General features: G+C 35.0%; 12 protein-coding genes. 4 read left to right on the top strand and 8 right to left on the bottom strand.

What is annotated here, in order from left to right; all coding sequences use genetic code 11:
• The first annotated feature begins 35 nt into the window (after window positions 1-35).
• Window positions 36-1,970, top strand: a complete 1,935-nt coding sequence (locus LNP22_RS18255; RefSeq protein WP_229974724.1) for an LTA synthase family protein — start codon at window positions 36-38, stop codon at window positions 1,968-1,970.
• Window positions 1,971-2,045: 75 nt separating this feature from the next.
• Here the strand turns inward: LNP22_RS18255 and meaB are convergent, their stop codons facing one another.
• The 3 genes from meaB to LNP22_RS18240 all read right to left on the bottom strand — a co-directional run bounded on the left by meaB (window position 2,046) and on the right by LNP22_RS18240 (window position 4,399).
• Window positions 2,046-3,149: a methylmalonyl Co-A mutase-associated GTPase MeaB gene (meaB, locus tag LNP22_RS18250; RefSeq protein ID WP_429670535.1), complete on the bottom strand. Its 1,104-nt coding sequence runs from the start codon at window positions 3,147-3,149 to the stop codon at window positions 2,046-2,048.
• A 144-nt stretch (window positions 3,150-3,293) separates the two neighbouring features.
• The gene (locus LNP22_RS18245) at window positions 3,294-3,935 is read right to left on the bottom strand and encodes an NAD(P)-dependent oxidoreductase (protein ID WP_229974722.1); all 642 of its coding nucleotides are present in this window, start codon (window positions 3,933-3,935) and stop codon (window positions 3,294-3,296) included.
• A 56-nt stretch (window positions 3,936-3,991) separates the two neighbouring features.
• A complete protein-coding gene (locus LNP22_RS18240; protein ID WP_229974721.1) occupies window positions 3,992-4,399 on the bottom strand; it encodes an Rrf2 family transcriptional regulator in 408 nt (135 codons plus the stop codon).
• 116 nt (window positions 4,400-4,515) lie between these two features.
• Here LNP22_RS18240 and LNP22_RS18235 point away from each other — a divergent pair, with 116 nt between their 5' ends.
• Both LNP22_RS18235 and LNP22_RS18230 read left to right on the top strand, forming a co-directional pair.
• Window positions 4,516-5,427 carry an AEC family transporter gene (locus LNP22_RS18235; RefSeq protein ID WP_229974720.1) on the top strand — a complete coding sequence of 304 codons (912 nt, stop codon included), beginning with the start codon at window positions 4,516-4,518 and terminating at the stop codon, window positions 5,425-5,427.
• 111 nt (window positions 5,428-5,538) lie between these two features.
• Window positions 5,539-6,177, top strand: a complete 639-nt coding sequence (locus LNP22_RS18230) for a peroxiredoxin (RefSeq protein WP_229974719.1) — start codon at window positions 5,539-5,541, stop codon at window positions 6,175-6,177.
• Window positions 6,178-6,248: 71 nt separating this feature from the next.
• Here the strand turns inward: LNP22_RS18230 and LNP22_RS18225 are convergent, their stop codons facing one another.
• The 4 genes from LNP22_RS18225 to LNP22_RS18210 all read right to left on the bottom strand — a co-directional run bounded on the left by LNP22_RS18225 (window position 6,249) and on the right by LNP22_RS18210 (window position 11,364).
• Window positions 6,249-8,486 (bottom strand): cation:proton antiporter domain-containing protein, encoded by a 2,238-nt coding sequence (locus LNP22_RS18225; RefSeq protein ID WP_229974718.1) that lies wholly within the window; start codon window positions 8,484-8,486, stop codon window positions 6,249-6,251.
• A 236-nt stretch (window positions 8,487-8,722) separates the two neighbouring features.
• The gene (gene purB, locus LNP22_RS18220) at window positions 8,723-10,069 is read right to left on the bottom strand and encodes an adenylosuccinate lyase (RefSeq protein ID WP_229974717.1); all 1,347 of its coding nucleotides are present in this window, start codon (window positions 10,067-10,069) and stop codon (window positions 8,723-8,725) included.
• A 79-nt stretch (window positions 10,070-10,148) separates the two neighbouring features.
• Entirely contained in the window at window positions 10,149-10,838 is a 690-nt protein-coding gene (locus LNP22_RS18215; protein WP_229974716.1) for an SIR2 family NAD-dependent protein deacylase, read from the bottom strand.
• Between the two features lie 4 nt (window positions 10,839-10,842).
• Complete coding sequence (locus tag LNP22_RS18210) at window positions 10,843-11,364, bottom strand: GNAT family N-acetyltransferase (protein ID WP_229974715.1); 522 nt, start codon at window positions 11,362-11,364, stop codon at window positions 10,843-10,845.
• Window positions 11,365-11,482: 118 nt separating this feature from the next.
• Here LNP22_RS18210 and LNP22_RS18205 point away from each other — a divergent pair, with 118 nt between their 5' ends.
• On the top strand, window positions 11,483-12,160 hold the full coding sequence (locus LNP22_RS18205) for a TrmH family RNA methyltransferase (RefSeq protein ID WP_229974714.1): 678 nt from the start codon (window positions 11,483-11,485) through the stop codon (window positions 12,158-12,160).
• Window positions 12,161-12,222: 62 nt separating this feature from the next.
• On the opposite strand, the gene LNP22_RS18200 is transcribed toward LNP22_RS18205, so the two are convergent.
• On the bottom strand, window positions 12,223-13,818 hold the full coding sequence (locus tag LNP22_RS18200; protein WP_229974713.1) for a PepSY-associated TM helix domain-containing protein: 1,596 nt from the start codon (window positions 13,816-13,818) through the stop codon (window positions 12,223-12,225).
• Window positions 13,819-13,820 lie beyond the last annotated feature (2 nt).

The raw sequence follows: 13,820 nt of genomic DNA, 5'->3' as shown, positions 1-13,820 counted from the left end.
TCAAATTAAAAATTACTCACAATTAAATCATTTTAATGAAAAAAATAAGTTTTTTAAAACCCATTTTTAATTTCATAGCAATCGGTTTGCTAATTACAACTTTAAGTCGCCTGTTTCTTTTTTTTATTTTTAAAGATAGGGTAGTAGAAACGCCTCATTTTTGGTATATTTTTCCGATCGGACTCCGAATGGATTTGATTTTACTTTGTTACTTATCATTTCTACCAGCGGTTTTAATTACTTTTTTACCCAATAAATGGATGAGGTTTACCAATAATTTTTTGGTGATTTATAGCTTTTTATTTTTGTTTCTGATTTTGTTTGTAGAATTGGCTTCTCCCGATTTTGTCAAACAATATGACACACGTCCCAATAAAATATTTTTGGATTATTTAATTTATCCAAAAGAAGTAGTCGGAATGCTTCTAAAAAGTTACCTGAAGTCTATAATTGTTACTTTTTTAATTTTAGGAGTTGTGTTGTATTTTGCCTTTAAAAAAGGAAAGAAATTTTTCTATACATCAGCTACTGAATACAAATTCAAGTTAATGATTTTTCCGTTACTAGCTTTCTTGTTGTTCTTTGGAGCACGTTCTAGTCTTACTTCAAAACGACCAATAAATGCAAGTAATGCGGTATTTTCTACAGATCAATTAACCAATACTTTAGGTCTGAACTCTTTTTATACGGTTGCTTTTGCGGCTTACTCAATAAAAAATGAGGGAAACACCAAAATGTACGGAAAAATGGATGAAGCTGAGGCCATAGCGCGTGTGAAAAAATATATGATTGCCGGCCCCAATGATTTTACAGATGCTACTATTCCTTTTCTTCATGTACAACAGCCCGATTCTCTATTAAAAAAACCGTATAATTTGGTAATTTTTTTGCAAGAAAGTTTAGGTGCTGAGTATGTTGGTATTTTAGGAGGTAAACCGCTAACACCAGAATTTGATAAATTAGCTAAAGAAGGCTTATTGTTTACCAATTTATATTGTACCGGAACGCGAAGCGTAAGAGGAATCGAAGCAGTCGTGACAGGATTTTTGCCATCTCCATCAGAGAGTGTGGTAAAATTAGGAAACTCACAGCAAGGCTTTTTTACTTTGGCAGAAGCTCTAAAACAAAAAGGCTACGATACCAGTTTTATTTATGGCGGAATGGCTAATTTTGATAATATGGCCTCTTTCTTTAATGGGAATGGTTTTGAAAATATCATTGACCAAGAAGATTTTGAATCTGATGGAAAAAAATATGCTTTCAAAGGAACATGGGGCTATTCTGATGAAGATTTAGTAACAAAAGCAAATGATTATTTCAAAGCAAAAGGTAATAAACCTTTCTTTTCTTTGATGTTTTCAACTTCTAATCATGAGCCTTTTGAATATCCAGAAGGAAGAATCAAACCATTCGATAAAAAACCTGCCACTGTAAATAATGCTATGAAGTACGCTGATTTTTCTATTGGAAAATTTTTCGAAATGGCTAAAAAAGAGGCCTATTTTAAGAACACTATTTTTATTGTAATCGCAGATCATAATACCAGAACATACGGAAAAAATTTAGTTCCAATAAATAAGTTTCATATTCCGGCTTTTATAATTGGCCCTAATGTTCCAAAAGGTACAACTTACAGCAAATTGGCGAGTCAGATAGATATTCCGCCCACTTTGTTAAGTTACTTAGGTATTCCTTTTGAAACACCAATGGTCGGCAGAAATTTAAATAAATTAGATTCTAAAACGCAGGGAAGATCGATTATGCAGTTTAATGATATCAATGCTTTTAGAGTTGAAAATCAGGTTGTAATCATGCAACCTAATCTAAAACCATTGCAGTTTGAGTTTAAAAACGATACAACTTTGATTCCGGTAAAATTAAACGAAGAGCTAGCAAAAGATGCTTTGGCACATGTGATTACGGCTGGGAATTTATACAAGGAGAAAAAGTATAAGTTGAGAAAAAAGTAGGTTTTTAATATCGCAAAGGTTCAAAGCAACAAAGTTTTTCCCCTCTGTTTCTTTGAACCTTTGTCACTTAGAACCTTATTTAAAATACAATTCCAATAAATTTTGAGCAGCTGCAAAAGGTGAAATTTCATTGTTTTGCACTGCTTTTTTGTTTTTTTCTAATTCTGAAAGTATGTTGGGCTGACTGTAAAATTTAGATTTTAATTGCTCGTTGATCGTTTCCATCATCCAAAAATGATTCTGGTCTTTGCGGTTTTCTTGGAAATAACCAGTTTCTTTTGTTTGTTCAAAATAACTCGAAATCGTTTCCCAAACTTCTGGAATTCCGTCTTTGGTAACGGCGCTACAAGTGGTTACTTTTGGCTGCCATGCTGATTTTTTTATCGGAAATAAATGCAAAGCTCTATTAAATTCTACTTTTGCCAAATTCGCTTTTTTTACATTGTCACCATCGGCTTTATTGATTACAATGGCGTCTGCCATCTCCATAATGCCACGTTTAATGCCCTGTAATTCGTCGCCTGCACCAGAAATTTTCAACAATAGAAAAAAATCGACCATACTGTGAACGGCAGTTTCGCTTTGTCCCACGCCAACAGTTTCAATAATTATGGTGTCAAATCCAGCGGCTTCACACAAAATAATCGCTTCGCGTGTTTTTCTGGCAACACCCCCTAAAGTTGCACCTGATGCACTAGGCCTGATGAAAGCATTTTCGTCTTTTACCAATTCCTCCATTCGTGTCTTATCGCCTAAAATGCTTCCGTGCGACAGAGAACTACTTGGATCAACGGCTAAAACAGCTACTTTTTTTCCTGACTGCGTAAGGTATTTTCCAAAAGCTTCTATGAAAGTGCTTTTTCCAACACCGGGAACACCTGTAATTCCTATCCGAACAGAGTTATTCGCATGTGGCAGGCAGTCTTTTATTACCTCATTTGCTTTTATCAGATGCTCCGGATTAGTGCTTTCAATCAACGTAATAGCACGACTTAAAGCAGTCCGACTACTACTTAATATCCCGTCAACTAATTCTTTTGAACTCGGTTGTAGTTTCCTTTTTTGCTGAATTTCATTGATAGCCGAAACGTTGGTGATTTCGGGAGGTGAAATTCCAGCTTTTTCATGTAAACTGCTTGATTTGCTTTTTGAATTTGACAAAATGTTACTTTTAGACATCGTAAAAGTACAGAAAACAAAAACAGTTTCAAAAAGACAATTGACCTTTTGAAACTGCTGGAGTTTTGTTGCCACGAATTACATGATTTTTTTAACGAAAGTATTATAAAAAAATCAATAAAAATTCATGCAATTTGAATGCGATTAATAACCTGCCGTAAAGCGTACTTGGTGGTGCTTTGGTGTTTCGATTTCGTCTGCAATTACCACAGCTAAATCTTCTACAGACAAAATGCTTCTTTGCTCATCATTAAAAACTGGATTTTCTAAACCCAGACGGTATTTACCTGTTCTTCCTGTCTTTGTTCCTGCATGCATTTCAAAAGCTGGACTAAAAAAGGCCCAATCCAATTCTTTTTCTTCCTTGATGATATTCAAATAATTTCTGGCTGCGTTTGCTCCGTCATAAATTTCTTTTGGAAAATCTGGCGTATCTACCGCTTGTAAATCTGGCGCAACAAATAAACTTCCTCCTCCTCCAATTGTAATAAAACGGCTTGTACCTGATTTTTTAACAGCTTCTTGAATGGCTTTAGAACCATTAAGAAAATCATTATAAATGTTCGGGTTTGTCCAACCAGGGTTAAAGGCGTTTACGACCACATCGTTCCCTTTTAAAATGTCGGCTAAAGTATCAATAACAAAAATATCTGCCGCTACCCAAGTAGCATTTGAAGTTTCCTTTGGATTTCTTGCAATGGCAGTAATGGTGTGATTTCTGTTTGTTAATTCTGTTAAAATTGCGGAACCTACAAATCCTGTAGCTCCAATAATTGCGATTTTCATAAATATATAATTTAATTAGTAATAAAAATTGTTACAGTTTTGAATAAAAAAACGGTTTAGAATTGATTAGAAAAATCTTCTAATGTAATATCTTCTAGTTGAAGGCTTATTTTGCGATTGATATCGGTATATAAATTACTTAAATTTTGATTGATTTTTTTTCCAACAGGACATTCCGGGTTAGGAGTATTTTTTGCATAGCCGAGATTGATAGTCTCAAAAGTCATTTCAAATATGGCTTTCAAAGTAATACTCGATGGATCAACAGTCAATTTTGTTCCACCGTTTTTGCCTTCTTTACTCTCTACCAGTCGATGCGATTTTAGGTTGGCAATTTCTTTTCGAACCAAAACGGGATTCAAGTTGATACTCCCCGCAATAAATTCTGATGATAAAAAATCATTAGGAAATTTAGTGAGCAAAGTAAGAATGTGAGTCGTTATGGCAAATTTACCTGAAATCATACTGTAATAAAATATATTACAAATATAAAGTCTTTTATCGAATAAAAAATAATTTTAACTAAAAATTAATTGAATACGGCAATTCGGAAAGTAGTATTTTTGCTTTTTTACAGACTATGAACAATTTTATTTTAATATTCATTTTTCTTGCTACAGGTCTCATTCTGCAGCATATTAAGCGGTTTCCAACCCACATCTACAAAGTTTTAAATAAAATTGTAGTATATATTTGCCTTCCTGCTTTGTCCTTATATCATATTCCTAAAATAAAGTGGGACAATAATTTATTGTTTCCAATCGCTTCTGGTTGGATTGTTTTTGTTCTGGCTTTTGTTTTTTTTCATTTTGTTGGAAAAAAAATGGGATGGTCAAATAAGCTCATCGGTTGTCTGATCTTGACTGCAGGTTTAAGTAATTCTTCCTTTTTAGGATATCCCATTATTGAAGCTTTGTATGGAAAGGAAGGTCTGAAAACGGCTATTTTGGTCGATCAGCCGGGAACTTTTGTGGTAGTCTCGACATTAGGCATATTTGTGGCTGCATTTTATTCAAAAGGAAGTCCAAATGCATCAGAAATCATTAAAAAAGTACTTCTTTTTCCTCCTTTTTTAGCTTTTCTAACGGCTTGCCTGATGAATGTTATGCAGTATCAATTTGATACCAATATTCAATACGGATTGCTTAAAATAGGAAGTTTTGTAACTCCTTTGGCGCTCACCTCTGTTGGTTTGCAATTGCAGTTTGACAGAAAAAGCAGGCACTGGAAATTTTTGCGATTGGGTCTTTTTTACAAATTAATTTTTGCTCCGGCTCTCATTTTATTTTTATATATTTTTGTATTGAATAAACATTCGGAGGAAATTAAAATTACGATCATGCAAATGGCAATGGCGCCCATGATTACGGGAGCTATTTTAGCCTCTTCTTACGGATTAAAACCTAAATTAAGCAGCATGATGATTGGTTTTGGGATTCCGCTTTCGTTCTTAACCTTAGGCATTTGGTATTTTGTAGTAGGTTTTATTTAATTAAAACACTAACTATATAGGAAGAATAGAATTTTAACTTTTTTTTAAAAAATTTGGCGTTTTTCTTATGCTTTTTTTGAGTAACTTTAAATGAACAAAAAAAAGAATATTATGGCAACATTACGATTAGGCGATATAGCTCCGGATTTTCAGGCGGAGACAACAGAAAGACCCATTAAATTTCATGAATGGTTGGGAGATTCTTGGGGTGTTTTATTTTCGCATCCTTCAGATTTTACACCTGTATGTACGACAGAATTGGGTACGGTAGCAAATTATCTTCCGGAATTTACAAAACGAAATACAAAAGTGATTGCTTTAAGTGTTGATGGTTTAGAATCTCACAAAGAATGGATCAAAGACATAAACGAAACGCAACACACGACCGTAAATTTTCCAATTATTGCTGACGAAGATAAAAAGATTGCAAATTTATACGACATGCTGCATCCTAATGCAAGTGACAAATTTACAGTACGTTCTGTTTTTGTGATTGGTCCTGACAAAAAAATAAAACTAACTTTGACTTATCCCGCCTCAACAGGACGAAATTTTGACGAACTGCTTCGTGTTATTGATAGTTTGCAACTTACTGCCAATTATAGTGTTGCAACTCCAGCTAACTGGAAAGACGGAGAAGATGTAGTGATTACACCGGCTGTTCTCGATAGTGACATTCCAGGGAAATTCCCAAAAGGGCATACGACTATCAAACCTTATTTGCGAATGACGCCACAGCCTAACAAGTAAAATAAATAAAGGCTAATTTTTTTATAACTTTATGTTTTTAAAATAAAGAAAAGTATAATGTCATCATGATATTATACTTTTTTTATGTATTCGATCATCTTCTTTTTGTCTCCAACAACCCAAATAATATCGTTTTTTTGCAAGATAAGGTTAGATTCCGGATTCAGGATACGGTTTCCGTTTCGCTCGATTCCCACGACCATTGCATTTGTTTCATTTCTGAATTTTCCAATACTTTTTTGTGCAAAATTTTCATCCGAAACCTCTAGCTGGCGCAATACAACCTGAGATTCATCTATTGTTTTTGGAGCTTCAATTTCATTCTGATTCAGATATTGTGTAAATTCTGTAATCTGTGCATCGGTTCCAATCACCGAGATTTCATCCCCGGGAAATAAACGCTCGTTTTTGGTAGGAATAGGAATCATCACTTCACCACGTTTTATATAGGCAATATTAATACCCATTAATTCGCGAATGCGCATTTCTTCTAATGTTTTGCCAGCCAAATTAGATTCTTTTCCAATGTCAAATATAGACATGTGACCATCCCAAGGCATTAAGTTGGCATAACGTCTGTCTATCTTTTTATTTTCTCTGTCATTCAAATTCTTCAAAAAGTGATTCTCAATTTTATGATATTGTTCGTTTAGTTTTTTAGGAAATATTTGATAAGCCACGATAGCAAGGATCAAAGCAACGATCGCGATTAGAGGTGAGAAGAAGATGTTTAATAAAAATCCAACAAAAAATAAACCGAGACTTATTCTAACTAATATCAGCATTAAAAGGGCACCTCGATATTTACGTTCTTTCCAAAGTATATCTACTTCTTCTACGGCTACACGGCGCAACGACAGCGCCCATAAAAAGGGAGCTATAATGACTAGTGTAATTAGGACTGCCAAAGTGTTTCCGAATCTTGTGTCGGCAACTAATGGCGCGACAAACTTGGCCGATAATAAAATGACAGCTGCCACAATAATTGAATGAACCACAATTTGCAAAAGATATGTATTTAAGACTTTTTGCCAGATGCTCACAGATTTTATGGCTTGTGCATTTACGCTATAACGGTTGATATTTTTGACCCATTTTTTGGGTAATTTTCGTTCTAAAAAGTCAGAGAAAGGTACCGCATATTTTACCATAAAAGGAGTAGTAAACGTAGTTACTGCAGAAACGGCTACCACAACAGGGTACAAAAAAGAACTTGTAACGTTGAGTGTCATTCCTAAAGTGGCAATAATAAAAGAAAACTCTCCAATTTGCGACAAACTCATCCCGGTTTGTACAGATTGTTTTAGGGGTTGTCCTGCCAAAAGTGCACCAATAGTAGAACTTACAGACTGTCCGAGGATCGTAATAAAAGTTAAAATTCCTACAGGTAAAGCATATTCATAAAGTGTATTTGGGTCAATTAACATTCCTACCGATACAAAAAAAACGGCGCCAAATAAATCTTTTACAGGTTTTATCAAATGTTCAATATGTTCAGCCTGAGTAGTTTCTGCAATAATAGATCCCATTATAAAAGCACCCAGCGCAGGTGAAAAACCTACGTTTGAAGCAAAACTCACCATCATCAAACACAAAGCAAGCGAAATAATAAGCAGCATTTCGTCTGTCAATAAATGTTTTGCTTTTTTAAGAAGCGTCGGAATAAAAAAGATGCCGCCAACAAACCAAACGGTTAAAAAGAAAACTAGTTTTAGAACAGACATCAATAATTCGGTTCCGGAAAACTGCTGACTTACCGCAATAGTCGACAGCAATACCATCATTAAAATAGCCACTAAATCCTGTACAATCAGTGATCCGATAACAATTCCTGCAAATTTTTGTGCTTTTACGCCCAATTCATCAAATGTTTTTAAGATAATTGTGGTAGACGAAATCGATAAAATTACGCCCAAAAAAATACTATCCATTTGTGACCAGCCCATCCATTGCCCCACCAGATATCCCATCGAGACCATCGTGATTATTTGGGTAATGGCAGTAATCGAAGCCGTTCCGCCTACTTTCATGAGCTTTTTAAAACTAAATTCGAGCCCCAAACTAAACAGTAAAATAATGACCCCAATTTCAGCCCAGACTTCCACACTTTTCATATCGGTAATCGAAGGAAAAAAATCAAAATGATTTCCGGCTAAGAAACCCGCAATCAAATACCCCAAAACAAGGGGCTGTTTCATTTTTTTAAAGAGCAATACAGCAATTCCGGCGGTAATCAGGATAAGTCCTAAATCGCTAATAAGTGGTTTTAGATGATGTGTAGTTTCGGCAACGGCGTTTAAGGCAATCATAAAAGTTTTGATTTTTTCAGGAGCTATTCCAGCCTTTCATTCCAAGCTTTTGATCAAAAAACTTATTTTTTAATGCTGTCTCAGGAGCTTCCTCTGGTCGCTCTGTTCCAACAAAAAAATATAGTTTTTTTCGCAAAAGGCTTTTCTTTTCAGTCAGGGCTAACCTCTCGAGAACATTCATAAAAAAAAGCTATCGTTAAAGATAGCTTTTTTTGAGAAAATATTTTGTGTTTTATTTAAATTCCTGTGTAATTACTAGGTGTTATCGCCATTAATTCTGCTCTTACAGCATCAGAAACTTCCAAAGTAGCAATAAAATTATGAATTGCCTTTTTGTCAATCGCTTCGTTAGTTCGTGTTAAACCTTTCAAAGCTTCATAAGGATTTGGATAGGCTTCTCTGCGCAAAATTGTCTGAATTGCTTCTGCTACCACGGCCCAATTTTTCTCTAGATCTTCTGCAAATTTCGCTTCGTTCAAAAGCAATTTATTCAAACCTTTCAAAGACGCTTCAAAAGCAATAATCGTGTGTCCCATCGGAACGCCAATATTGCGTAAAACAGTACTGTCAGTTAAATCACGTTGTAATCTGGAGATTGGCAATTTAGCCGCCAAATGCTCAAAAATAGCATTTGCCATTCCTAAATTTCCTTCTGAGTTTTCAAAATCAATCGGATTTACTTTATGTGGCATTGCGGACGAACCAATTTCTCCTTCTTTTATTTTTTGTTTAAAATAATCCATCGAAACATACGTCCAAATGTCTCTGTCCAAATCGATAATAATATTGTTGATTCTTTTTAAAGCATCAAAAAAGGCCGCAAAATGATCGTAATGCTCAATTTGAGTAGTCGGGAAAGAGTGGTGCAAACCAAGATCGGTTTCGACAAATTTGCTCCCAAACTGTTTCCAATCGATTTGTGGATAGGCTACATGATGCGCATTATAATTTCCAGTTGCCCCACCAAATTTGGCTGCGAACGGAATATTAAATAACAAACGCATTTGCTCTTCTAAACGCTCTACAAAAACCAAGATTTCTTTGCCCAAACGAGTAGGAGAGGCCGGTTGTCCGTGCGTGCGAGCCAGCATCGGAATGTCTTTCCATTCTACACTTAGTTCTTTTAATTTGGAAATTAGACCAATTAAAGATGGCATGTAAACCTGCTCAAAAGCTTCTTTTGTAGAAAGCGGAATGGCAGTGTTGTTAATATCCTGAGAAGTTAATCCGAAGTGAATGAACTCTTTATGCTGTGATAATCCTAATTTTTCAAAGGCATCTTTGATAAAGTATTCCACCGCTTTTACGTCGTGGTTGGTTACTTTTTCTGTTTCTTTTATCCAAAGCGCATCTGCTGTCGAGAAGTTTTTATAAATGTCACGTAAACTGTCAAATAAATTTGGATTTACATCAGAAAGTTGCGGCAACGGTACTTCGCACAAGGCAATAAAGTATTCAATTTCAACCAATACACGGTATTTGATTAAAGCTTCTTCAGAAAAATAAGGTGCTAATGAAAGGGTTTTACTTCTATATCTTCCGTCAATTGGTGATATAGCGTTCAATTCGTTTAAAGTAGTCATTGTTATGTTGTTTGTTCGAAAGTTGCAAATATAAACAGAATTTGGCGATTAAAAGGAATCAAAATAGGCAATTGTGTTTTTAAATCGATTTTAAATGTTCTCTCAAATCTGCAACTCCCTCAGATGCAATTTTAGAAATAATTACTACTTTATTTCGAAGATTCGGAATCGCAATTGGTTTCGGATCGATATAAAAAACAGGCGTTTTATGATCCGTATAGGCGATCAATCCTGCAGCTGGATATACTTGCAATGAAGTGCCAATTACGGCAAAATAATCTGCCGATTCCGTAATTTCGATGGCTTCCTCAAGAGCGGGAACATCTTCGCCAAACCAAACAATATGAGGGCGCAATTGATGACCGTTTTCGTCCAGATCACCTGTAAATAAATCTTCTTTCCAGTCTAAAATAACATTTCGATTTTGAATACTGCTTACTTTTAGTAATTCTCCGTGCAAATGCAAAACCTTTGTACTGCCGGCACGTTCATGCAAGTCATCTACATTTTGTGTGATAATGTGTACATCAAAATCATTTTCTAATTCTGCCAAAAATTGATGTCCCAAATTAGGCTGTACTTCTTTAAGTTGCTGGCGCCTTTTATTATAAAAATCCAAAACTAATTCTTGATTTTTTCTCCATCCCTCCGGAGTTGCGACTTCCATCACATCGTGTCCCTCCCACAAACCATTGCTATCCCGAAAAGTTTTGATCCCGCTTTCTGCGCTGATTCCTGCACCCGTTAAAACAACTAATTTCTTTTTCATGGCGTTATTTCAGCATTAGTTTCATTAATAAATCTGTTTGTTCGTCATCGCCCAGTCTAAAAATATGTTTATCAAAGGCTATAAAACCGTTTTTTTTATAAAAATGTAAAGCGCCATGATTTTCTTCCCAAACACCCAGCCAAATGTATTTCAAACTTGATTTTTGTGCGACCTGTAAGGCTTTTTCGTATAAAAGTTGTCCAATTTTATTGCCTTTGTGTTCTTTTAAAACATAAATACGTTCTATTTCTAAGGCATTTTTGTCTTTTAATTCTGTCTGCGCTGCTGCGAAATTGACCTTTAAATATCCGACTATTTTCTCTTCAAGAAGTGCGAAATAAAATTCTGAGTTAGAATTTGTCAGTTCGTCGGTGAGTTTTTCAAGAGAAAATTTTTCGGTTAAGTATTGTTTCATATTTTCCTCAGAATTGATAGCGGCAAAAGTTTCAGAAAAGGTTTGTTTGCCTATTTTCTGTAGTTTCTCTAATTCTGAAAGACCAATTTTTTTGATTACAATTGTTTCCATCCGTGTAATTTATTCACGAATTTAATTAAACTTTTGCTGATGTTAAAAGAAAGGCTTCTTTTTTAACTCAATTAAAAAGAAATATAAAAAATGTATTTTTGTCACAAATAAAACTCAAATGATTGATTTAGATTACCTCGCTTTTCTTGAAAATATACTGACAGATAATCGCAAAGAAAAATTCTTAAAAGTGCTCTCGACCCGAACGAAACATTTTACAGTTGTAGTAGAGGATGTTTTTCAGATGCACAATACGAGTGCTGTAATGCGTAGTTGTGAAGTTTTTGGAATTCAGGAACTCAATATTATCGAGCAGCGTTACGGTAAAAGAATTGATAAAGAAATTGCTATGGGCGCCCAAAAATGGGTAGATATCAATCAGTTTGATTCGGTTACAAACTGTATTTCGACTTTAAAAAATCAGGGTTACCAAATTATTGCAACTACGCCACATGAAAATGATTGCCTGCTGGAAGATTTTGATATTACTCAACCGAGTGCCCTGTTTTTTGGTACTGAGCGAGACGGGCTATCTCCTGAAATTCTCGAAAAAGCAGATGGTTTTCTTAAAATTCCGATGGTGGGTTTTACAGAAAGTCTTAATATTTCTGTTTCTGCGGCGATTATCATTCAAAATATAACCAACAGATTAAGGAATTCTGATATCGCTTGGCAGTTATCGGCAGATGAAATTTTAGAGAAACGCTTAGCATGGGCCAAAAGTTCTATAAAAGATATCAAGAGAATAGAAGCACGTTATTTTGAGGAAAATCCCGATAAGTTGCCGAAAGATTAAGTTACTAAGCTGCTAAGAAAAAACTTAGAACCTTAGTAACTTAGAATCTCAATAGCTTGAAATTATTTTTTCAAAAACAAAATAAATCCCAGAATGCTAACAATCAAAATAGTCAAAGCTGCCAGCACCATGGTCAGGTCGCGAATGTTTTTTCCTGCCCAATCCATGAATAAAAATTTATGAAGAATGGCAAAAGAGTATCCTTCAACCTTATCTGAATTTTTGATCACAGCTGCTAATCGTGAAGTAGAAGTTTCGATAAAATAAGTTGTTTTTTCGGGCGTTTCGTAGGCCAATTTTACTACTGGCAATCTTTTGTTTACAAAACCATATTCGCGGCTTTCAAAATCAGTAAGAACTTTTGATTCTACTAATTTTGCGTTTTCTAAAGAAGCGCTAGATTCATTAGTCGTCTCGACCATTTCGCAACAGGCTGCTTTTGGAGCGCCATCTGTAAAATAGTACGCTAGAAATTGCGCATACTCTAAATCAATATTGGGTGCTGTTTTATTAGTGATTGCATTGATATAAAGAACTTCCGATTTTGGACCTTCTTTTTTGTTCCATTTTGAATTGGAATCAGATTTTGAAGCTTTGTATTTTTCTTTTTGAATGAGTTGGCAGCGATAATATACGGTGTCATTGAGGGTAGTGATACTGCTGTTTTGAAAACGACTCCAGTCTACATTTAAATTAGTATTGGCAAGAGGGATTTCTTTTGCGGTAAAAGTAGGTTCGTAAACCATTTGCGACAAGGTATACGGCTCCCACTTGGTAGTGGCATGATAAGCGCCGCTAAAAGCAAATGTCAAAGTAAAAAGCGAAACCCAAATCCCAATTTGGCGGTGGTATTTTCGAAGCCCTTTTTTGGGTGCTAAATTATCTGTTTTTTTGAATTGTTTCCAAAGTAATCCATAGATCAAAATGCCGCTAAGGGCAGAAAATCCGATAATGGTAAGCAAAAAAATCATTGTAATAATTCGGATGCTGTTGTTGGTAATAGCATCGATAAACGACCAGTTATGAAAAGTGTCAAAGAACCAAATAAACCATTGTCGTGAAGTAGGATTGTAAGTTGCGAGTTTGCTCGAAGACGTTTCTACATACACTTGCATCGCATCGGGACGGTCTAAAGTTACTTTGTAAACAGGTAAATAACGGTTGACATATTTGTATTGCGTAGTAAATTCGGTTACTATTTCGCTCTTTTTTATGGCGCTTTTTTGGTCGTCTAAAAAATAACGCGAAAGCCATTCTGCGTATTTTTGATCTCCATTCTCTAACTTTTTAGCAGACGAAGTGTCAAAATATAATAAATCACCTGTTATGTTTTTTACCTGATAAAAAGTAGCATCGCCGAAAGCGACAATTCTGAAATTTTTAAATTCGGCAATATTGTTTTTTTGCAAAACTTCCTGAATAGAAAATTGCAATTTATTTTTGTCAATAGGCTGAAAATCTAGTTTTTCGTGTGCAATTTCTGGTTTAAAAAAATGCGCCATAAAAGGATGCATTAAACCTGATAACGTCCAGAATATAACTGGTATGATAGTGATTAGCCCAATAGTACGATGCCACTTGTACATGTGCTGTTTGATTTTCTTGACGATTTTGGAATCTTTTTTCTTGGATTTTTTTTCTTTTATTTCTTTGCTCATGT

Origin of the sequence: Flavobacterium flavipigmentatum, from assembly GCF_020911905.1 — a bacterium.
Classification (GTDB): Bacteria; Bacteroidota; Bacteroidia; order Flavobacteriales; family Flavobacteriaceae; genus Flavobacterium; species Flavobacterium flavipigmentatum.
This window is presented reverse-complemented; position numbering and strand designations above follow the sequence as displayed.